Genomic DNA, 22,233 nt, shown 5'->3' with positions numbered 1-22,233 from the left:
GTTATTCTTTTTCTTTATCATTTTCTTTTTTTGCTGGATGCTCTCGAGCAAAGGCTGAAGCAGTTCCCCAATAGTTTTTATAGTTTTCATCCGTTCCACCGACACCAAACTTGAATGTTGATTTTTTTGGACCATTTTTTGCCCAAAGCGATTCAACTGTCTGACTTGGTGTTTCGATGGTTTTCTTATCAACAGTAACTTTACCAGGAAGTTGTCCTGTAAAGGATGCTACTTTTTTCTTGGAGACATCAGAAGATAATTCAAATTTATCCTTTGTCCCGAACATCGCTGGATTTGCTTGGTATACTTGATTAATGAGATTGGCTAAATAGCTAGAAGAACGTAATCGGGCTCTTGAGTCCATTCCAGTGTTGTCATCGTGACCTGCCCAACTACTGATCGTAATAGATGGCGTTGAAACAATCAGCCAAGAATCACGGTAGTCATTTGTTGAACCTGTTTTGCCGATCCAATCCGCTTGTCCCAGTTCATGATTTAAAGCAGTAATATCATCTTTAAAAGGTGTCGTGATTTTCGCAGTGATTACACTACGCATCATATCATTCATAATTGATGCTGTAGCTTCAGAATACACTCTTACAGGTTTTTCCTCATGTTTGTAGATGACTTTTCCTGAGTTATCAGTAATTGAATCAATCAAATAACCTTCTTGATAGACCCCGCCATTAGCTAAAGCTTGGAAGCCATTGGTTTGTTCCAAAGTCGTTACATCAACGGTTCCCAAAGGTGCAGACTCAACGCTCCAATTATCGTTGGTTGGATAATTCATTTTTGCCAAGTAATTTTCATAAGCATATTGTTTAGAACCACCATTTTCTAAAACATCCTGATATAAATGATAGGCAGGGATATTGTTAGACCATTCCAAAGACTCTCGAATCGTTTGGAAGGTATTAGAACCTTCATTCGTTGCATTGACGATTTTTTCTCCTGCGTTACTTCCTTCTTGCCAGGTAGTTGCGTAATCAGAAACACGTGATTCTGATCCTACGAGCCCCATATCGATGGCTGGACCATACACGAGTACTGGTTTAATCGAAGACCCAGCTTGTCTTTGGGTGTCAAAAGCATGATTATTTTGGTTTTGTAGATAATTTCTACCACCAACAAAACCATAGATACGACCAGTTTTATTATCCATCAAGACATTTCCTGTCTCAACTTGTGTGGCTTTGCCATCGTCTAATAGATGACCATAACTTTTTGCTGCTTCTTGCATTGCCGCATAAACATTTTTATCGATCGTTGAATGGATCGTATAACCTTTGTTTTGGATCGTTTGTTGTGCTTTTTGATAGTAGGCATCATAGACTGAACTATCAGATAAATCTGCATCATCTTTTTCAGCTAATTGTTTAGTGATGATCTCTGTGGCTTCACCCATAACGGTATAATATAGAAACTCACGATCACTTTGTTCAGCAATCTGTTGTGGTAAGAAATCTTTCGTGAGATCATAAGCTTTCGCTTCTTCATATTGTTGTTTTGTGATTTTATTTTCACGATACATGCTGAATAGAACCACATCTTTTCGATTCAATCCTGCTGAAAGGTCTTCTTTTAAACTCCCAGTATTTGTATAAGGACTATAAGTGATCGGACTTTGTGGCAAACCTGCGATAAAGGCAGCTTGTGGTAAGTTGACATCTTTGGCATTAACACCAAAGATTCCTTTCGCTGCTTCTTGTACACCAGCGATATTTTGTCCTTTATTGTTTCGACCAAATGGAGAAACATTTAGATACATAGAAATAATTTCATTTTTGGAAAAGTGTTTCTCGACTTGTGCTGCTAATAAAATTTCATTTGCTTTTCGCTTGAATGTTGTTTCATCAGTTAAGATTTGTTGTTTGACTAACTGTTGAGTCAACGTGGAACCACCGGAAGAACCGATACCAGTTGCTTCAGAAAATAAAGCACGCAAAACAGCTTTTGGTACATAGCCGTTATGTCGCTCAAAATACTCATCTTCAGTACTAATGATTGCAGTTTTCAATAAAGGCGAAATTTGATCTGAAGGAACGGCTGTCCGCATTAAATCAGTTTGGATCTTTGATATTTCAGAATTGTCAGCATAAACAAGTTTAGATGTTTCTGTAATGTTGCCAAGCTCTGATTGCAGGATTGCTTTGGATGGTATTTCGGTATCTTCAACAAGATAGGCAAAATAACCAGCTCCGATACCAACACCAAGGGCTGCCAGTAGCAGAAGAAGGACGACGATAAAAGTAGTCAGTGATTGGAAGACACCAAAAGCGATGTTTAATCCCAACCATTTTTGCTTTTTCCTTCGATGTTGCTTTTTCCGAGTATCTTTACGTGGCAAAAGGGTTCACCTCAACTAATAGTTTTATTTCGCTAATTATAGCAAATAATGGAACAAAAAAACAGATATGGTGATTTTTATAAGGATTATTTCAACTTTCTTTTTCTGAATGATAGAGTGAACGAGAAACTTAAAGCACTAGACCGGTTTTCGAGTCGTAAACTTTCCTTTCCCTATATGTTCAGTTAAAATAGAAAAAGATTAGCTTATTTAGAGTGATTATCAATGAATGGAATATGGCTTGATAAGGATTTCGATCATTGACTCACTTTTTATGGAGAGGAAGAATTTTATGTTATTAGGGTCACACGTAAGCATGAGTGGGAAAAAAATGCTATTAGGGGCAGCAGAAGAAGCTGCAAGTTACGGTGCTTCAACCTTTATGATTTATACTGGAGCACCGCAAAATACTAGACGTAAAGCAATTGAAGACATGAATATCGAAGCGGGGAAAGCGTATATGAAGGAACATGGATTATCTGATATAGTGGTTCATGCACCTTATATTATTAATTTGGGAAATACGATTAAACCGGAGATGTTTCCTTTTGCGGTTCAATTTTTAAGAGAAGAGATCGTCCGAGCGGAGGCTTTAGGAGCAACACAGATCACTTTGCATCCAGGTGCCCATGTCGGTGCAGGTGCCGAAGCTGGTATCGCCAAAATCATTGAAGGATTGAATGAAGTTTTGACGAAAGAACAGACTGCACAAATTGCTTTAGAGACAATGGCTGGTAAAGGGACGGAAGTCGGTCGGACATTTGAAGAATTAGCGCAGATCATTGATGGCGTGACTTTGAATGAAAAATTGTCTGTGACATTTGATACTTGTCATACGAACGATGCAGGCTATGACGTGTGTCATGATTTTTCAGGTGTCATGACAGAATTTGATAAAGTAATCGGCTTGGATCGATTGAAAGTGTTACACATCAATGACTCGAAGAATCCTCAAGGGTCACATAAGGATCGTCATGCTAATATTGGTTTCGGGACGATCGGTTTTGATGCACTGAAAGAAATCGTACATGAACCGATGTTTTCAGATATTGCCAAAATCTTAGAAACCCCTTATGTAGGGAAAGAGAAAAAAACGGCCTATGCACCATATGGAAAAGAAATTGCTATGTTAAAAGAAAAACACTTTGATCCAGAAGCTTTCCCAGAATTATTAGCAGCAGTGAATGAATAAACAAATGAAACCTTAAAGTTTTGATTGTAGGATCTGTGCAAAAACTACATGATATTAGTAGTAAAAAACGTGATTCGTTTGCTTCACGAAGACATTTCAACAAATGGACATAAAAGTTGTTGAATGTAGTTATACGAATTAAAATAAGCCGAAGAATTTCCCTGAGTAACTATTTCGGGATTCTTTGGCTTATTTTTTAAAGTTGGACACTTAAGGAACAACTTTTTTATCATCTAATCTTTTTATTAGTTATTTTCTTGAACGGTTAGTTGTTGCAAACGTTCTGCGTATCTTTTGTTCCCTTTATACAAGTCGACGATCGTCCAACACAATAAGGCTAAGACAGCAAAGATAATCAAGTAGGCCACATTGTCTGCCCACATCAATTCATTGGTAGTTGCTTGATCACCAAAGAAACTTTCGATTTGTCCGGGTAATCCTCGTAAATTCAAGAATGTCAGACTGATTACGGAGATCCAGCCTAAAGATTTAACGAATAGATTATTTTTAAATTGTTTCCCCATCTCTACTTCACTATTTGTCATCATCAATAATGGAATCATTGAAAAAGGAAGCGCAAATGCAAGAAATACTTGAGATTCGTTCATCAAATGATTCAAAGCAGTATGTTCTTCGATCGTTCCTTTCGTGCTGGTAAAGAGGACACAGAGTAAAACAGGGATGACAGACAAGAGACGTGTGACCAAACGACGTAACCAAATCGGCATACGCATGTGGATAAAGCCTTCCATGATCACTTGTCCTGTCAGTGTTCCAGTAATCGTAGAATTTTGTCCAGAAGCTAAAAGTGCAACAGCAAATAATGTAGATAAAATGCCAGATTTTGCTACAGTGGTCAATACATCATTGCTCATAACAGAAGGATTAGACAATGCTTCGTAAAGCCCAAAAAATGATGGGTCTTGCACAGAACCATTTTTAAATACTGCAACGCCCATGATCAAAAGTAAAGCATTGACTAAAAAAGCCATAGTTAATTGAATATTAGAATCCCAAGTTGTAAAACGAACAGCTCGAGCGATATCGGTTGGGTCTTTCCGATCGATTTCTCTCGTTTGTGAGACTGCAGAATGGAGATACAAATTATGAGGCATGACAGTTGCGCCAATGATTCCTAATGCACCTGTCAATGGTGTTTCACCACCAATCATCGGTGAATCAGCAAACGTTTTGCTATTAGGAACAAAGCCAGCAAATAAATGTTTCCAGTCGGGATTTGACAAAGCCACTTGGTAGACAAAAACGAATAAAATGACAAAGATCAAACAAACGACGATGGCTTCAATTTTACGAAAGCCAATCTTAGTTAACATCAATAAAACAAAAACATCAAAAACAGTAATAAATACGGCAATTACTAATGGAATATCAAAAAGTAAATAAAGGGCAATGGCGGCCCCAATTACTTCTGCAATATCGGTTGCCATGATTGCCAATTCAGTTAACACCCACAAAATCACACCAAGTGTTTTACTTGTACGGGCTCGGATGGCTTGGGCTAAATCCATTTGACTAACGATGCCTAGTTTTGCTGCCATATATTGCAAAAGCATAGCGACTAAGCTGGATAAAAGAATGACTGACATCAGTAAATATTGAAAGTTTTGACCTCCTGTAATAGAAGTCGACCAGTTTCCTGGGTCCATATAACCTACCGCAACGAGTGCGCCAGGACCTGAATAAGCTAATAATGTTTTAAAAAAACTTTTCCCTTTAGGAACTTTGACTGTTCCGTTCACTTCAGCTAAAGATAAGCCGTTGGTGTGTTCAATCAATTTTTGTTTATGGAATTGATTACTCAAAAAAATCACCTCTCATTTTCTTCACGACACCATTCTACACCTGCATCAAAAAAATTGAAAGCAATTTATTCGGTTTGCCTAAAAAAAATATATGGTTAAGCTTCTTTTTGGCGAAGTTATAGGAAATCAGTAAAATAAACTTTTTAGCCAAAACTAAAGAAAACGCCTTTCTTTTTTGGGAAAACTTTAGTAAAATAAGTCATTGAGAGCAATTCGGAAATAGAAAGGAGAGATTTATATGGTAAAAACAGGAATAGTCGTACTTATCGCAGTTATTGCTTTATTAATCGGCGCAATCGGTGGATTCTTTTTTGCGCGTAAATATATGAAAGATTATTTAGAAAAAAATCCTCCCGTTAATGAGGACATGTTACGATCAATGATGATGTCAATGGGGCAAAAACCATCTGAAAAGAAAATTCGTCAGATGATGCAACAAATGAAAAACCAAGGGAAAAAATAAGGTTTTCATTGGACAAATCATAGCGGGCTGATTGATTTCAGCTCGCTTTTTTTGTTAGATGGATTTATGGAAGCGATTAAAAACAAGGTTGTGTAGTTAGTGAGAAAAATAAGTAACACTGACTAAATTTTCAAGAGAAAAAGAGGTTGATGGGAGTTAAAAAGGAGGAAAATATGTCTATTTTTAGGAAGTTGGGTTGGTTTTTTAAACAAGAAAAGAAGCACTATGTGATCGGCGTTTTTTCTTTATTATGTGTTGCCTTGGTTCAGTTAGTTCCGCCTAAAGTAATCGGGATCATTATCGATGAGATTGCAGATAAGAATCTCTCCATGCGATTTATCGTCTTTTGGATCGCTGTATTAATCGGATCTGCCATTTTACAGTATCTCTTTCGTTTCATTTGGCGGGTGAATATTTGGGGAAGTGCAGCGAGGTTAGAGAAGGAATTACGTCAGCGTTTGTTTATCCATTTCACTCGTATGGATAGTATGTTTTACCAAAAATATCGTACAGGTGACTTAATGGCACATGCGACCAATGATTTAAATGCGATTCAAAATGTGGCAGGAGCAGGCATCTTGACATTTGCTGATTCGGTCATTACTGGGGGAACCACAATCATTGCCATGATCCTTTTCATTGACTGGCGCTTGACTTTACTTGCTTTGATCCCTTTGCCGCTATTAGCTGTTACTTCAAGGATATTAGGATCAAAACTACATGATGCTTTTCGAGAATCACAAGAAGCTTTTTCCAGTATCAACGACAAAACGCAAGAAACTATTACTGGGATTAAAGTAATCAAAACCTTTGGGCAAGAGCAGGAAGATCTGGCAGATTTTCAAGAAAAAATCGAACAAGCAATCACCAAGAATAAACGTGTCAACTTTTTAGATGCTTTGTTTGATCCGTTTATCACGCTGATCATTGGGTTATCTTATGTCTTAACGATCATCTTGGGTGGTAAATATGTGCTAGATGGCACGATTACGATTGGACAAATGGTTTCCTTCATCAGTTACATTGGAATGTTGGTTTGGCCGATGTTTGCTATTGGTCGGTTGTTCAATGTTCTGGAAAGAGGAAATGCTTCTTATGACCGAGTGAATGAACTCTTACATGAGAAGACCCATATCGTCGAACAACTTGGTGCAGTGAAGACACCCGCAAAAGGAGAATTAAATGTAGAGATCGCGCAATTCCATTATCCCAAAGAAGAATTACCCGCCTTGGAACAAATCAAGTTTGCAATTAAAGAAGGGGATACATTAGGAATTGTTGGTAAAACTGGTGCTGGAAAAACCACGATCATGAAGTTGCTGATGCGTGAATATGATGACTATCAAGGACAAATCAAATTTGGTGGTCGTTCGATCAAAGAATATTCCTTAGATGCTCTTTTACATTCTATTGGCTATGTACCACAAGATCATTTTTTGTTTTCAATGACGATTCGTGAGAATATCCGTTTTTCTGATCCTAAGTTATCTAACGAAGAAGTGGAAGCTGCTGCGTCGTTAGCATCAATCAACCAAGAGATCAAAGAATTACCGAAGGGGTATGAAACATTAGTTGGTGAGCGGGGTGTTTCCTTATCTGGTGGACAAAAACAGCGGATCTCGATTGCCAGAGCATTGATCCAAAATCCAGAGTTATTGATCCTTGACGATGCGTTGTCGGCAGTGGATGCTAAAACAGAAGAAAGAATTTTGCGGAATTTAAAAGAAATTCGTCAAAGTAAAACCACGATCATTGCCGCTCATCGACTAAGCAGTGTGATGCATGCTGATGAAATCATCGTCATTGACAAAGGACAGATCGTTGAACGTGGCCGTCACGCCGAGCTATTGGCTTTAGGTGGTTGGTACAAACAAATGTGGGAAAAACAACAGTTAGAAGCCAAAATTGAAAGGGGAGAAAATGATGGAAGATAACTATCAATCCGAATGGTCAAAATCCATTCCATTGCGAGAGCAAAAGCAAATCATTAAACGCTTGTTGCATTTTGCTAAACCCTTTAAAGCGACTTTCATCATTGCCATCCTGTTTGCTTTGGGATTGTCAGTAATCAATGTCCTATTACCTCGAATCATTCAAACCTTTATGGATGAATATTTAGCCAAACAATCTGCTACGACACAAGTGATTTTATTTTTTGCAGGCTTGTATTTATTTGGGGTCATCGTCAAAAGTATCATCTGGTTTTTCCAATGGTATTTGTATTCCAATGCTTCGCTTAAAACCTATCAATATATCCGTATAAAATTATTTGAAAAATTGCATACATTGGGAATGAGATATTTTGACCAGACACCAGCCGGCTCGACTGTCTCAAGAGTCACGAATGACACCGAAACGCTTTTTGAATTTTGGTATGTTTTTCTGATGGTATTGACAGGCATTTTCGCAGTAGTTTCCTCCTTTATTGCAATGTTTCAAATCAACGGACGCATTGCTTTATGGCTGTTGCTTTTTTTACCTGTTCTAGGAGTCGTGATCTGGTATTATCAAAAATTTAGTTCTCGGATTTATCGTAATATGCGAGAAAAGTTAAGTCAGTTGAATACTAAATTAAATGAATCCATTTCAGGGATGCGGATCATCCAGCAATTCCGGCAGGAAAAACGGTTAGCAAACGAATTTGAAGCGGTCAATACGGATTATCTCAATACACGATACGCTATGATCAAAACCAATTCGCTGTTATTGAGCCCGATTATCAGCTTTTTATATGCATTAGCCATTGCTTGGGCACTGACGCTTTTTGGTTTAGATGCCTTAAAATCACCAGTGGAAGTTGGACTGATCTATGCTTTCACCACATATGTCCAAGGATTCTTCAACCCGATGTCTCAAATGATGGATTTCTTAAGTATATTCACTGACGGAATCGTCGCTGGTAGCAGAATCTTAAAAATCATGGACACAGAAGAATACGCACCACAGCAACATGAAGGAGCAAACAAAACCATCACTGAAGGGAAAATCGAATTTCGTAATGTCAGCTTTTCCTATGATGGGAAAAATAAGGTGTTGAACAACATTTCTTTTGTTGCCAATCCTGGTGAAACTGTCGCATTAGTCGGTCATACTGGCAGTGGGAAAAGTTCGATCATCAATGTATTGATGCGTTTTTATGAATTTTATGAAGGGCAGATTTTAATTGACGGGTGTGATATTCGGGAGTATCCGATTGCTGAACTTCGTAAAAAAATGGGGTTAGTTCTCCAAGATGCTTTTCTATTCTATGGGGATATTGCAGGAAATATACGTATGATGGACCCAGCGATCACAGATGAACAGATACGTGCAGCGGCTGAATTTGTCCAAGCCGATCGCTTTATTAATGAATTACCAAATGGGTATCATTCAAAAGTGATTGAGCGAGGCGCAAGTTATTCTAGTGGACAACGACAATTGATCACATTCGCACGAACCATTGTTACTGATCCTAAAATCTTGGTTTTAGATGAAGCAACTGCCAATATTGATACCGAGACAGAAGGGTTGATCCAAGAAGGATTAGCAAAGATGCGTCAAGGAAGAACCACTATTGCGATTGCGCACCGCTTGTCAACGATCAAAGATGCAGAACTCATTCTTGTCTTGGATAAAGGAAAAATCGTTGAACAAGGAACCCACCAGGAGTTGCTAGTAAAAGAAGGACTGTATGCTGATATGTATAAACTCCAAAGTGAATAGTTGTTCCAAATAGAAGTAATCAGACAGAGAAAAAGAGGAAATCATCTTCTTTTTCTCTGTTTTTTTAATAAAGACATTTTTATTGAGTATCAGAAGTAGAGTACCTTGAACAATAGCGTTTGAAATAAACAAAACAGATATAAAATAACTATTTAGAGACCAATTATTTCTTTTTTTAGAAAAATTGGGACGATTCGCAAAAGTAAATTAGCATAGAATGATAGAAATTAGAATTTTTATTATTCTAAAATAATTTTAGCTAGGGGTTGTGACCGATGAAAGAGGAAAACTTAGTCAATTTACTTAATGTACTGGAGATAAACCATGGGAAAAACAAAGGAGTATATGAAAAGTTACAAAAAAATCCTGAAAGCTTTGATATTGCTAGTTCGATACATGTGTTAACAAATGTACTTTTTCATACGTCTAATGTTGATCAAGATACGAGAGAAAAAACGTTAACAGTTTGTACGGCAAGCTTTTCACCCGAAGATAAGGCCTATATCTATAAACATGTCATTAATCATTCTATGGAACAATGGGAAAAAGTACCGCAAACAAAAGAAAGTGTCATGCAAAAATTTGCTGAATATTATGAGATTGCAACATATTGTGAAACACAAAAGTCGTATACTTTAATCAAGGCTAAGGAAGAGTTATTGGGTAATATACAAATAGGGACAGTAAAAGAAGAGACAGAAAAAGATATCGACGAATTAATCCAACTACATGTAAAAGTCATTGAAGAACATAGTAAGGTTAACAATCCTAGCACTTCCTTTAAAGAGGCAAACTCATTATTGCTAACAAGTCAACCACATATTGGTAACAATATAAATCAAATCGTTACTACTCTCGAAAAACTAGCTATTTCTCAAGTAACACATCATGAAGTAAAAGTTTATTTAACGAAACAGTTGATAGATAGACAAAAAGAAGTACTTGACAAGCAGGTATTTGTTGATGACATAATCAAAATCACTCGTGCTAAAAGACGGGATACAAACCATGAAACGATGGAACAACAGTATGGAACGTTACATGAATTAGTCCAGCAGATCAAATTTAAGGATGAGGAAAAAAATCGTTTGTATAAAAAATTTATTAAACTCCAAGCAAAAGATCATTTGCCGATAGCAGAAAGACTAACAGCAAATGATGTTGTGGGTTATTTAATCGATACATATAATCAACTTTCGTTGTCTGAAAAAGACAAACAAGTATTAGTAAATGATGAAAAAAATAGAATAAAACAACCTTTATCGAAGGAAGAATCCTATCAAGTTGACCAGAAAATCGACATTTTTTTGATGGTTAGTGAGAAAAAGCCACAGCAGAAGGCGAACATTGCGAATTTTTTTAAAGAATCTCACTCATTAAATGAAAAACAACGCATCGATTTTTTGACGCACTTATTTAATGATACGAAAGCATTTACGCAAGAACAAAAACAACAAATAGTGACAACTATATTTCCGGAGTTAGATGAACTGAAGCACTCAGAAGTTATCCATCAAATAGACAAAAAAATGTATTTTATGACAACAATTGCTCGTTCCCGTACTACTGATGAAAGTCCAGAAAAAAATACCTCTAACGTGCTCAAAGTGCTCCAAGATAAATTTTTATTGAAACAATCTGACAGCCCTTCAACGATTCATATAATGACTTATTTCAGTGTCGTTTGGCATGAATTATCACTTCCAAATAGTAAAAAAAAAGCAATTCTGTTACATGAAAAAGATCAATTAGTGCAATCATTGAGTGAAGAGAATCAACATAAAATAAATGATCAGCTAGAGGTATTTATGGAGATCAGTGAGAACTATCCTAATGAGGGAAAGATAATTAGCGATATCTTAAAAGAGCCTGACCGTTTACACAAAACAAGCGCAATCAATTACTTAGCGGATAAATTTCATCAGTTTCCAGAACTTAATGAAAAACAAAAAGCCGTTTTGGTAGGCTTAATGGCTGACAAAATTGGTTCTCCAACTGTATCCGTAGAAGAAATTAAAAAAACAGTGATTGCCAAAATGAAACACCTCTCACTAACTGAATCAAAACAGTTAGCAAGATTTGATCAGAAAAGAGCAAGTGGGCTAGAAGGCGCTGATAAGCAATTACCAGTTAACACCAATAAAACTGCTAAAAGCCACGAAACACAACATGAAATTTAAGCAAATAAAACCTAAAAAATATCCATGTCGTCGTGGATAACTTTTTTAGGTTTTTTCTTTTCCGACTAACTTATACAAGCTAGATGGTGAAAAGAGGAAATGAATAAGAAGCTAAAAAGTGTGAGATAAGATAATTTATTCCTTAATTGCAGGAGGCTCTTCCATAATAGAGGAGCTGATTGGGCGATCGTCTACTTTTTGTCCGATTTTGATTAAATGGTTGAGGTTTTTTTGATATTCCTCTGCAAAGATACAGCTGTATAGTACGTCTAGTAAGTAACAAATTGAAGTATTGATCGTAAAATTACTGATTTTGGAATACAATCGTTCTCTGGTAGTGATACGAAGGATTGCTGAGCTGAAAGTAGAAAGAGTGGAATCACCAATACTCGTCAATGTTAAAATCGGCACATTGATTTCTTGCAAAATCTTGGCTGTTCGTAACATCATTTTATTTTCGCCGGTATAAGAAATTAAGATGGCACAAGTATCAGGCGTACAGTTGTAGGCTTCATAGTAGGATTCGCCTGAAGTCGTCACGATCGTTACGTCTCGTTTGATTCGCTTCATTTTCAACATAAAAGCCTGCGAGATCAAAGTATTCGAATTACTAGAAAAAAGGACGATTTTTTTTGCTTTCAATAAAAGCTGTTTTGCTCGTTGTAAGTCATCGTGGTGAAGCAATGAGAGTGTGTCTTCAATCGTCATTCGTTCCAGTGCAGCGACTTTGTTCGCAATAGACATGATTCCATCGTTTTCTAGAAAGGGGAGGTTGGCATCAACTTCTTGAAAATTTCCTTCCAAATACTCGTTTTCCGCCAAAAAAGCTTCCTTAAAGTGGACCCAACCGTTGAACCCAGCCTTTTTGGCAATCCGAATCAACGTAGAAGGATGGACATAACATGCCTTCGCAATTTGTTGAATTGTTGCTTCTTTGAGTTGATGTTCATGGCTTTGAATAAAATGGATCACTTCTGTTTCTGCGGGAGAAAAAGCAATTTTTTTTAGTTTTTCTTTTAATAGCATGACGATCCTCTTTTACATTTTTTTAATTTTTTGTGTAAAAATATTGTAAGCGCTATTTGTTGATTCGTCAATCGTTCGTTGTTCTTATACAAGATTTTCACAAAAAAATCGGCTATATAATGAATTTTTGTAAATGGAAATGCAAAAGAATAAAGTTAACTTGTTGTTTTCGTTTACAAAAAACATAATATAGTTGTAAAAACAAAAAAGGAGGAAGCTCATGGAACGAAAAGTGAAGATTGCAACAATTGGTGGCGGAAGTAGCTATACCCCTGAATTGATGGAAGGGTTTATTAAACGATATGAAGAATTACCGATTAAAGAAATCTGGTTAGTGGATGTAGCAGAGGGTCAAGAAAAACTAAGAATCGTCAGTGAAATGTCTCAACGAATGTGGGATGCTTCGCCTTATGATGTTAAGATCTATGCGACGTTGGATCGAGAAGAAGCACTGCGGGATGCTGATTTTGTAACAACTCAGTTTCGGGTAGGTCAATTAGATGCCAGAGTGAAAGATGAACGAATCCCTGCATATTATGGCATGCTTGGACAAGAAACCAATGGAGCTGGCGGGATGTTCAAAGCGTTTCGTACCATTCCGGTCATTCTTTCAATCGTAGAAGATATGAAAAGACTATGTCCCGATGCTTGGCTGATCAATTTTGCCAATCCTAGTGGAATGGTTACAGAAGCTGTCGTTCGCTACGGAAAATGGGAAAAGGTAATTGGGCTTTGTAATGTACCAGTTATGGCAATGATGACAGAGCCAGAAATGCTGGGAGAAACAAAAGAAGACTTGATTTATAAATTTGCTGGACTCAATCACTTTCATTGGCATAAAGTAGCAGATTCACATGGAAACGATCGAACGAATGAGCTAATCGACCGACTTTATGCTGAAAATAATGGCTTACCAAAAAATATATTCGATGTGCCGTTTTTCAAGGAACAATTACAACAAATGCAAATGATTCCTTGTGGCTACCATCGCTATTATTATCGTGAAGAAGAAATGTTGAACCATGCTTTAGAAGAATATCAAACAATTGGTACAAGAGCAGAACAAGTTAAAAAAACGGAAGCAGAATTATTTGAGTTGTATCAGGACCCAGAACTAGACCATAAACCAGAACAGTTACAACAACGTGGGGGTGCTTATTATTCAGATGCTGCCTGTGAAACGATCGCTTCGATCTATGCCAATAAAGAAACCCAAATCGTTGTTTCAACAAAAAATGACGGCGCTGTTCCTGATCTGCCTGCTGATTGTGTCGTGGAGGTCACAGCGTATGTCGGGGCACAAGGGGCACGTAACGTTGCTTTCGGTTCTTTGCCACCAGCTGAACGTGGCTGGCTTCAAGTCATGAAAAATATGGAATTATTGACGATCGAAGCGGCAGTGACGGGTGATTATGGCACAGCGCTTCAAGCATTTACGATCAATCCCTTAGTACGTTCGGGTGAAACAGCGAAACGGATCATGGATGAATTGTTTGTTGCTCACGAAGCGTATTTGCCACAATTTAAGGAAACGATCCACCGCTTAAAAGAAGAGGGGATCGAAGTACAAGATGAAATAGCAAACAACCTGACAAAAACTTATCAAAAACAATAATGGAGGAAGTAGGATGGCATTTAGGAAAGACTTTTTATGGGGTGGCGCAACGGCTGCCAATCAATGTGAAGGAGGCTACGCTGAAGGTGGACGTGGTTTAGCTAATGTTGATGTTGTTCCGATTGGTAAAGATCGTTTTTCAGTGATCACTGGTAAACAAAAAATGTTTGACTTTGATGAGGAACATTTTTATCCAGCAAAAACAGCCATTGATATGTACCATCGTTACAAAGAGGATATTGCACTTTTTGCGGAAATGGGATTTAAAACCTATCGCTTATCCATTGGGTGGAGTCGTATTTTTCCAAAAGGTGATGAAAAGGAACCAAATGAAGAAGGGTTGAAGTTCTATGAAGATGTCTTTAAAGAATGTCAAAAATATGGAATCGAACCGTTAGTGACAATCACTCATTTTGATTGTCCGATGCATTTAGTCAAAGAATATGGTGCTTGGCGTTCTCGAAAGTTGATAGAGTTTTATGAAAGACTTTGCCATGTCATTTTTAATCGTTACAAAGGATTAGTGAAATACTGGTTGACCTTCAACGAAATCAATATGATTTTACATGCTCCATTTATGGGCGCTGGATTGTATTTTGAAGAAGGGGACGATGTGGAACAAATCAAATACCAGGCAGCCCATCATGAATTAGTTGCTAGTGCAATCGCTACAAAGATCGCTCATGAAGTGGATCCAGAAAATAAAGTTGGCTGTATGTTAGCAGCCGGCGCAATTTATCCTTACACTTGTAAACCTGAAGATGTCTGGGCTTCAAGAAAGGCGGACCGGGAAAACTATTTCTTTATTGATGTCCAGTCAAGGGGAAGTTATCCAGCCTATGCCTTAAAAGAAATGGCACGTAATGGAATCAAAATCGAGATGGAACCAACTGACTTAGAAATATTAAAAGAACATACCGTTGATTTTATTTCATTCTCCTATTACTCTTCCCGGGTAGCTACTACTGATCCAAAAGTATTAGAGCAAACGGCCGGTAATATTTTTGAATCGGCTAAAAATCCTTATCTTTCAGCCAGTGAATGGGGCTGGCAAATTGATCCATTGGGGTTACGTATCACGATGAATGATCTTTATGATCGTTACCAAAAACCATTGTTCATCGTCGAAAATGGGTTAGGTGCCATTGATACACCAGATGAAAATGGCTATGTAGAAGACGACTATCGGATCGATTATTTAGAACAACATATCCAAGCAATGAAAGATGCGGTTGAGCTCGATGGTGTGGATCTCCTAGGCTACACGACTTGGGGCTGTATCGATCTTGTCTCTGCTGGGACTGGCGAAATGAAGAAACGCTATGGGTTCATCTACGTTGACCGTGACAACGAAGGAAATGGGACATTGGAACGCTCGAAGAAAAAATCGTTCAACTGGTATAAAAAAGTCATTGCAACAAATGGAGAAGATTTAAGTAACGAATAGTGAATTAAATAAAAGTCTATTGTTTTTAAACTAATTTTTCGAGTATAATAAATCTATTCGAGGAAAGAGTAAGCAGAACAATAGACTTTTTTTTCTATAGGCTGTAAAGTAAGCTTACTTGATTTTTATAATGGAGGAATGTACATATGTATGATGTTATCGTGATTGGTGCTGGACCTGCTGGAATGACTGCTGCGTTATATGCGTCACGTTCAAATCTTTCAGTTGCTATGATTGAACAAGGCGCACCGGGTGGACAAATGAATAACACCGCTGAAGTTGAAAATTACCCTGGATTTGATTCCATCATGGGACCTGACCTTGCATATAAAATGTATGAAGGTGTCACTAAATTTGGAACAGAAAATGTCTATGGAATTGTGCAAGACATCAAAGACCATGGAAATTACAAAGAAGTGATCTGTGAAGATCAATCTTATGAAGCCAAAACAGTGATTATCGCAACGGGTTGTATCCATCGTAAGTTAGGTGTTCCTGGAGAAGAAGAATACGCTGGACGAGGTGTTTCCTATTGTGCAGTATGTGACGGTGCTTTTTTCCGAAACAAACGCTTAGTCGTGATCGGCGGTGGCGATTCTGCGGTAGAAGAAGCCATCTACCTAACGCAATTTGCTTCTGAAGTCGTGATCGTTCATCGAAGAGACGAATTACGTGCGCAAAAAATCATCCAAGATCGCGCATTCGCTAACGAAAAGATTTCATTTGTCTGGGACACTGTCACAGATGAAATCGTTGGTAATGACATGGTGGTCACTGGGGTTAAAGCGCATAATGTGAAAACGAATGAAACCGTTGATTTAGCAGCAGATGGCGTGTTTATTTATGTGGGCTTAGATCCATTGACTGAACCATTTAAAAAAGCTGGTTTAACTAATGCAGCTGGTTGGATTCCAACAGATCAAGACATGCGTACGACTATGCCTGGTGTGTTCGCTATTGGGGATGTTCGTGAAAAAGATTTACGACAAATCACGACAGCAGTCGGCGATGGAGGCATTGCTGGTCAACAAGTTTATAAATATTTAGAAGCATTAGAAGAAACAACACAAGCGTAAAGTGATCAAAAGAGGTCGTTAGAAGGGCTGTTTGAATATTATTCATTTTTATACTACTAAAGGAGAGTGGGACAATAGTTCTTTCTCAAAAAGAAAATAAGTTCGATTTTGATGTTTATTGTCAAAATCGAACTTATTTTTTCTGTTTTGCGCACTTTCCTCTCCATATATTTTCCTAATTTTCTTAAATTTAATGCCATCAGTGCCAAACCAATATCAATCGTTGCTCCTTGTTTCCCACGCAAATGGAAACGATGGAACGCCAAATGAGCCTTTAGATGTCCGAACACGGGTTCGACATCAATTTTTCGTTTCCGATAAATCGAACCAGTTTTCTCCTCTAAAAGATTTTTTCTGCATTCTGCTTTGAAATAGCGCCAATTATTATTTACTTGAATTTTTCGCTTTTGTTCACTTTTCGCACGCGTACATTGACGACGAACTGAACAGTTCCGACAATCCTCACATTCATAGATTTTGAAATCTCGAATAAAGCCACCTTTATCTTTTCTGCGACTATAATTTTTGAACGGTACCGGACGATTCGCTGGGCAAATATAGGTGTCTTGTTCTTCAAGATAACGCCAATTCTCCACGTTAAACGGATTATCCTTGTACTTCTTTTTATTTTCTTTGTGATAACTGCCATATGTAATTAAGGGAGTTTTATGTAGAACATCGTTGATATACATGTAATTTTCTTCGCTACCATACCCTGCATCTGCCACAATGTACTCCGGTAACTCCTTATGTCGGTCTAAAAAACTGTCTAAAAATGGATTCAATGTTTTGGTGTCTGTGGGATTTGGAAATAATTCATAGCTCAAAACATACTGATTTTCGGTGGCGATTTGTAAATTATAACCTGGCTTGAGCTGTCCATTTCGCATATAATCGTCTTTCATCCGCATAAAGGTGGCATCAGTATCTGTTTTTGAAAAGCTATTTCGTTCTTGAAATAGTTGAGCATACCGTTCATACTTTTGTTTTCTTGGCAGATAATCCGTTTGTACCTGTCGGAGATATTTTTTATACATTCTTCTTTTTTTCTTTAGTTGACTTTGCTTTTCTTTGCATTTTTCATGTGTTAATTGTACTTGTGTTTCATGGAGTTCAGCTTCTAAATGATGAGCGACTTCTTCTAACTGGTCGCTCGTCAATCCATCGGATTGACTTTCTTCTTTTAAGCAAGGAAGAATTTCCTCTTGATAAAGCGTTTGATAAAAAGCTTCTGATTTTTCATCTAACAACCGTTCATACCGAGTGGTGGCTTTACGCCAAACAAAGCTGAACTTATTGGCGTCTGCTTCAATTTTCGTACCGTCAACGAAGATGGCTTCATTATCTATCACTTGATTGGTTATCAGTTGACGGCGAAACAACACAAAAGCCTCTGCTAGAAGCTGAGCTGTCGTTTCCTGACTTCTGAATCGATTGATCGTGCGGTAACTCACTTGTTCATGATTGGCTAGCCAACGCATACGGTAACTATCGTCTAATAAAAATTCGATCTTTCTGCCAGAAAAAACACGTTGCGTGTAGGCATAAAGAAGAATTTTCAACATCATTTTGGGGTGATAGGCTGGACGTCCCAGCTGTTGTTCAATTTGGTTGAAGAGCGCTTGCGGGATTGCTTCTACTAACGAGTGAACCGCAAAGGCAACATCCGTTTCTGGAATATAATGTTCTACATCTAGTGGTAAAGTTGTTTGGTTGATGGTATAATTTTTAAACATAAGGCACACTCCTTTGATTTTTGTTTAGGCACTTTAATCATACAAGGTTGTGTGCTTTTTGTGTACCTTAAAATCAAAAAAAAAAATGGGGCAATAATCAGATTTTTTTCTGACTATTGTCCCACTCTCTTTTTGTGGACAGAATTTATTCATGGAAAATAGGAGTTATTTTTAGACACGATCGCTTGTTACTGGCACTTCAATCATTAAGAGAGAACTATTTTTTTTTGAAAACAGGATTTTTTGCCATCCGAGTGAAATTAACACGTGATACAATGAACAGGCATTTTGATGGAAATAGGGAAAGAAGAAGGACAATGAAAAAAGAGTACTCGGTGATGCAAGGACTATGGGAATAGAGGCTACTCGTAAACTACATAAAAAGCTAGCCACTTCCAATCAAAGAAGAGAGACACATATTCAAACGATAGAAATGGATCGTTGTACACGTAAATGACTTTCCAGAAAATGACTATCGTTATCAGAAATAAATGAAAAGGAGAGGAAAATGTGACAAAAGAAACTATTTTTATTTATGGCTTAGCTACAGCGCGGAAGGCATATGCGAAAAGTCTGGGGTACTCTATATTTAATCTAAGTCAGGCGATAGATCTAGCGGAAGAAAAACCAGGCAATTTAGAACAAGCAGAAAAGGAAGCAAAAAAAAATCATGTTCCCATTTTTATTGATGAGTACAATAACGAAATTAGGAGTATATTAAATAGAGAAGAGGATAAATTAAATGTGAAAGAGGATAGTATCTGGTGTTCTGAAGAATCTTTTTCAAAATTTTCCAAAGAATGGTTTAATTATGTGGATGAAGGCAAGAAACACTGGCCATTATGGGGAAATTATTTTCGTGGTACTCAAATGAATCAGAAAAATGAATTAAAAACAATCTATCAAGATGTACTTAAGAATAAAGCTTATCATGACCATTCTTTGCACGTGAATAGAGGCTGTAAAATTGGTTTGGATATAGCGATGGAAAAGCAAGATATGGAACTTTACTATTGCTTAGATGAAATAGATATTGAACTTGTCCTAGACGAAAAAAATCTAGATGATATTAAGGGAAGAAAGTCTACGACCTCTAGCGAACTACGTTATATTTACCGCAATTGGGAAAAATTACGTGGAAAAGTTACTTTTATCTCTCAAGGAAAAAAAGTAAAAGCACCTTGGGAACAGGAACCAGAAGTTTGGCAAACATACCAGCCGAAGAGTTGGAATAATCTTGGAACTTTGCAAAAGAAAGAAGAGCAAACAAATAAAAAAAGAAAATTATTTGATATTCTAAAAAATAAAAAAACTCAACCAGATAATCGTAACGGTTCAGTGCAATTTCAAAAACAAGAAAAATCTTGTTTGATATTGTAAGAACAGTAGGAATAATCTTGATCTTGGTGAAAGAAAAGAAGATCCTATCTGCGCTTATTTTTTCTTCTGACTTTTCTATCTAAAAAGAGAATGCTATACTGAAAGAGGTAGATATTTTAGAAAGAGGTGTTCGCTTCATGTCTTGGGAACAAGTATACCAACAATGGGCCAATGAAGAAAATTTAGAAGAAAATTTAAAAAAACAATTAACTGATCTTAGTCAGGACCCTGAAAAGCTGGAAGATGCTTTTTATGCTCCTTTAGAATTTGGAACAGCAGGAATGCGGGGAATTTTAGGTCCTGGGATCAATCGAATGAATATTTATACGGTCAGACAAGCAACAGAAGGGCTGGCACGTTTTATGGATACACAAGGAGAAGAAACAAAACGTCGCGGCGTAGCGATTGCTTATGATTCACGCCATCAATCGCCTGAATTTGCGATGGAAGCAGCGAAGACTTTGGCACAACACGATATTCCTTCTTTTGTCTTTGAGAGTCTACGTCCAACACCTGAACTTTCTTTCGCTGTTCGTCATTTGAATACGTTTGCGGGAATCATGGTGACAGCTTCTCATAACCCAGCAGCTTACAATGGCTATAAAGTTTATGGAGAAGATGGCGGACAAATGCCACCCGCTGATGCGGATGCATTGACAAAATATGTACGTGAAGTAAGTAATCCTTTAAAAGTCGCTGTTTTAGCTGATGACGAAGTAGAAACTAGTGGATTGATTACGATCATTGGTGAAGAAGTCGATAAAGCATATTTGGAAGAAATCAAAGCAGTCACGATTGATCAAGAATTAGTCCAAACAATGGGGAAAGACTTAAAATTGGTGTTTACACCCCTTCATGGTACAGGAAAAATGCTAGGAGAAAGAGCATTACAACAAGCTGGTTTCGAACAATTTATGCTTGTACCTGAACAAGCTGTAGCTGATCCTGACTTTACAACGGTTCAATCACCAAACCCTGAAGAACATTCAGCATTTGAGTATGCGATTCGTTTAGGTGAAAAAGAAGGCGCTGATTTATTGATTGCAACTGATCCTGATGCGGATCGCTTAGGAGCAGCAGTTCGCCAACCTGATGGCTCTTATAAAGTTTTGACCGGTAATCAAATCGGTGCGTTAATGATTCAATATATTTTAGAAGCACATCAATCACGAGGGACTTTACCTGAAAATGCAGCCGTACTTAAGTCAATCGTATCAAGTGAACTTCCTGCAGCCATCGCTGAAAGCTATGGCGCTACGATGATCAATGTCTTAACAGGCTTTAAATTTATTGCAGAAAAAATCCATCAATTTGAAAAAGATCATTCTCATACATTTATGTTTGGTTTTGAAGAAAGCTATGGTTACTTGGTCAAACCATTTGTACGTGATAAAGATGCAATCCAAGCACTCTTATTGTTAGCCGAAGTGGCTGCTTTTTATAAAAAACAAGGGAAGACACTTTATGACGGCTTACAAATGATTTTTGAAAAATATGGTTATTTTGCTGAAAAAACAATCTCAGTCACGATGAGTGGTCAAGAAGGTTCAGCCAAAATCGCTGCTTTGATGAAGAAATTCCGTGACCATGCCCCATCAGAATTTGCTGGAGCAAAAGTTCTTCAAACAGAAGATTTCAAAGAATTAACGAAAACAGTTTCAGCTGGACGAGTGGAAAAATTAACGACACCTCCATCTGACGTATTAAAATATGTATTAGAAGAACATGGTTGGGTAGCGATCCGTCCTTCAGGAACAGAGCCAAAAATCAAATTCTATATTGGTGTAAAAGGCAATTCCGCACAAGAGGCACAAGAAAAGATCGATACCTATGAAGCAATCATCAAATCAATGACAGAAGAATAAAATAATTGAGACTGATGGAAAAAGTGGTAAACTTTAGAAGTCAGTCTTTTTTATGGAGGTGAATCGGTTGACAGACACACCAAAAAGCGAAATAGAAAAAGTGAGTCAATTATTTAAAGTCTTAAGTGATCCTACCCGATTGAAAATATTGATGTATTTAAAAGATGGAGAACAAAATGTGACGGCCATCAGCCAAGCGGTGGAAATGGAACAATCCGCTGTTTCCCACCAACTACGTTTATTAAGGGAAAACCATGTGGTAAAATCGCATCGTGAAGGCAAAGCAATATTGTATAGTTTAGATGATTTTCACGTGTTGGATATCTTGGAACAAACCTTGAAACATGTGGAACATCAGTAAAATAAGAATGAGGCATTTCT

The 22,233-nt window shown here is 37.4% G+C and carries 15 protein-coding genes; 11 read left to right on the top strand and 4 right to left on the bottom strand.

The window, feature by feature from the left end; all coding sequences use genetic code 11:
* Position 1: 1 nt before the first annotated feature.
* Positions 2 to 2,347, bottom strand: coding sequence for a transglycosylase domain-containing protein (locus IGK91_RS08815; RefSeq protein WP_081123219.1), 2,346 nt, complete (start codon positions 2,345 to 2,347; stop codon positions 2 to 4).
* Positions 2,348 to 2,639: 292 nt separating this feature from the next.
* Here IGK91_RS08815 and IGK91_RS08810 point away from each other — a divergent pair, with 292 nt between their 5' ends.
* The gene (locus IGK91_RS08810; protein ID WP_010737962.1) at positions 2,640 to 3,539 is read left to right on the top strand and encodes a deoxyribonuclease IV; all 900 of its coding nucleotides are present in this window, start codon (positions 2,640 to 2,642) and stop codon (positions 3,537 to 3,539) included.
* Between the two features lie 245 nt (positions 3,540 to 3,784).
* Here the strand turns inward: IGK91_RS08810 and IGK91_RS08805 are convergent, their stop codons facing one another.
* Complete coding sequence (locus IGK91_RS08805) at positions 3,785 to 5,362, bottom strand: Nramp family divalent metal transporter (protein WP_010718543.1); 1,578 nt, start codon at positions 5,360 to 5,362, stop codon at positions 3,785 to 3,787.
* A 238-nt stretch (positions 5,363 to 5,600) separates the two neighbouring features.
* Between IGK91_RS08805 and IGK91_RS08800 the strand changes: the two genes are divergently transcribed.
* The 4 genes from IGK91_RS08800 to IGK91_RS08785 all read left to right on the top strand — a co-directional run bounded on the left by IGK91_RS08800 (position 5,601) and on the right by IGK91_RS08785 (position 11,707).
* Positions 5,601 to 5,825, top strand: a complete 225-nt coding sequence (locus tag IGK91_RS08800; protein ID WP_010718542.1) for a YneF family protein — start codon at positions 5,601 to 5,603, stop codon at positions 5,823 to 5,825.
* A gap of 173 nt (positions 5,826 to 5,998) precedes the next feature.
* Positions 5,999 to 7,759, top strand: a complete 1,761-nt coding sequence (locus IGK91_RS08795) for an ABC transporter ATP-binding protein (protein WP_081115190.1) — start codon at positions 5,999 to 6,001, stop codon at positions 7,757 to 7,759.
* Positions 7,749 to 9,527 (top strand): ABC transporter ATP-binding protein, encoded by a 1,779-nt coding sequence (locus tag IGK91_RS08790; RefSeq protein WP_010718540.1) that lies wholly within the window; start codon positions 7,749 to 7,751, stop codon positions 9,525 to 9,527. The genes IGK91_RS08795 and IGK91_RS08790 overlap by 11 nt, the downstream gene beginning before the upstream one ends.
* 275 nt (positions 9,528 to 9,802) lie before the next feature.
* A complete protein-coding gene (locus IGK91_RS08785) occupies positions 9,803 to 11,707 on the top strand; it encodes a hypothetical protein (RefSeq protein ID WP_081123215.1) in 1,905 nt (634 codons plus the stop codon).
* 135 nt (positions 11,708 to 11,842) lie between these two features.
* Here the strand turns inward: IGK91_RS08785 and IGK91_RS08780 are convergent, their stop codons facing one another.
* Positions 11,843 to 12,733, bottom strand: coding sequence for a MurR/RpiR family transcriptional regulator (locus tag IGK91_RS08780; protein ID WP_010737959.1), 891 nt, complete (start codon positions 12,731 to 12,733; stop codon positions 11,843 to 11,845).
* Positions 12,734 to 12,953: 220 nt separating this feature from the next.
* Here IGK91_RS08780 and IGK91_RS08775 point away from each other — a divergent pair, with 220 nt between their 5' ends.
* From IGK91_RS08775 to trxB, 3 genes are all read left to right on the top strand, one after another.
* Positions 12,954 to 14,348 carry a 6-phospho-beta-glucosidase gene (locus IGK91_RS08775; protein WP_010737958.1) on the top strand — a complete coding sequence of 465 codons (1,395 nt, stop codon included), beginning with the start codon at positions 12,954 to 12,956 and terminating at the stop codon, positions 14,346 to 14,348.
* 13 nt (positions 14,349 to 14,361) lie between these two features.
* A complete protein-coding gene (locus IGK91_RS08770; protein ID WP_081123214.1) occupies positions 14,362 to 15,795 on the top strand; it encodes a 6-phospho-beta-glucosidase in 1,434 nt (477 codons plus the stop codon).
* Between the two features lie 146 nt (positions 15,796 to 15,941).
* A complete protein-coding gene (trxB, locus tag IGK91_RS08765) occupies positions 15,942 to 16,871 on the top strand; it encodes a thioredoxin-disulfide reductase (RefSeq protein ID WP_010737956.1) in 930 nt (309 codons plus the stop codon).
* 56 nt (positions 16,872 to 16,927) lie between these two features.
* On the opposite strand, the gene IGK91_RS08760 is transcribed toward trxB, so the two are convergent.
* Positions 16,928 to 18,607 (bottom strand): IS1182 family transposase, encoded by a 1,680-nt coding sequence (locus IGK91_RS08760; RefSeq protein ID WP_430605289.1) that lies wholly within the window; start codon positions 18,605 to 18,607, stop codon positions 16,928 to 16,930.
* Positions 18,608 to 19,117: 510 nt separating this feature from the next.
* Between IGK91_RS08760 and IGK91_RS08755 the strand changes: the two genes are divergently transcribed.
* The 3 genes from IGK91_RS08755 (at position 19,118) to IGK91_RS08745 (ending at position 22,213) form a co-directional block, all read left to right on the top strand.
* Entirely contained in the window at positions 19,118 to 19,987 is an 870-nt protein-coding gene (locus tag IGK91_RS08755; RefSeq protein ID WP_010737955.1) for a hypothetical protein, read from the top strand.
* Between the two features lie 137 nt (positions 19,988 to 20,124).
* Positions 20,125 to 21,852 carry a phospho-sugar mutase gene (locus IGK91_RS08750; RefSeq protein WP_181934377.1) on the top strand — a complete coding sequence of 576 codons (1,728 nt, stop codon included), beginning with the start codon at positions 20,125 to 20,127 and terminating at the stop codon, positions 21,850 to 21,852.
* Between the two features lie 67 nt (positions 21,853 to 21,919).
* Positions 21,920 to 22,213 carry an ArsR/SmtB family transcription factor gene (locus IGK91_RS08745; RefSeq protein WP_010718533.1) on the top strand — a complete coding sequence of 98 codons (294 nt, stop codon included), beginning with the start codon at positions 21,920 to 21,922 and terminating at the stop codon, positions 22,211 to 22,213.
* Positions 22,214 to 22,233 lie beyond the last annotated feature (20 nt).

The sequence above is a fragment of the Enterococcus sp. DIV1208 genome, from assembly GCF_050530455.1.
GTDB classification, from domain to species: Bacteria; Bacillota; Bacilli; order Lactobacillales; family Enterococcaceae; genus Enterococcus_B; species Enterococcus_B hirae.
This window is presented reverse-complemented; position numbering and strand designations above follow the sequence as displayed.

What these genes read in the sequence shown, in the direction of transcription:
- IGK91_RS08810 (WP_010737962.1), top strand. Translation starts at nt 2,640, where the DNA reads ATGTTATTAGGGTCACACGTAAGCATGAGTGGGAAAAAAATGCTATTA.
- IGK91_RS08800 (WP_010718542.1), top strand. Translation starts at nt 5,601, where the DNA reads ATGGTAAAAACAGGAATAGTCGTACTTATCGCAGTTATTGCTTTATTA.
- IGK91_RS08795 (WP_081115190.1), top strand. Translation starts at nt 5,999, where the DNA reads ATGTCTATTTTTAGGAAGTTGGGTTGGTTTTTTAAACAAGAAAAGAAG.
- IGK91_RS08790 (WP_010718540.1), top strand. Translation starts at nt 7,749, where the DNA reads ATGGAAGATAACTATCAATCCGAATGGTCAAAATCCATTCCATTGCGA.
- IGK91_RS08785 (WP_081123215.1), top strand. Translation starts at nt 9,803, where the DNA reads ATGAAAGAGGAAAACTTAGTCAATTTACTTAATGTACTGGAGATAAAC.
- IGK91_RS08780 (WP_010737959.1), bottom strand. Translation starts at nt 12,733, where the DNA reads ATGCTATTAAAAGAAAAACTAAAAAAAATTGCTTTTTCTCCCGCAGAA.
- IGK91_RS08775 (WP_010737958.1), top strand. Translation starts at nt 12,954, where the DNA reads ATGGAACGAAAAGTGAAGATTGCAACAATTGGTGGCGGAAGTAGCTAT.
- IGK91_RS08770 (WP_081123214.1), top strand. Translation starts at nt 14,362, where the DNA reads ATGGCATTTAGGAAAGACTTTTTATGGGGTGGCGCAACGGCTGCCAAT.
- trxB (WP_010737956.1), top strand. Translation starts at nt 15,942, where the DNA reads ATGTATGATGTTATCGTGATTGGTGCTGGACCTGCTGGAATGACTGCT.
- IGK91_RS08760 (WP_430605289.1), bottom strand. Translation starts at nt 18,607, where the DNA reads ATGTTTAAAAATTATACCATCAACCAAACAACTTTACCACTAGATGTA.
- IGK91_RS08750 (WP_181934377.1), top strand. Translation starts at nt 20,125, where the DNA reads ATGTCTTGGGAACAAGTATACCAACAATGGGCCAATGAAGAAAATTTA.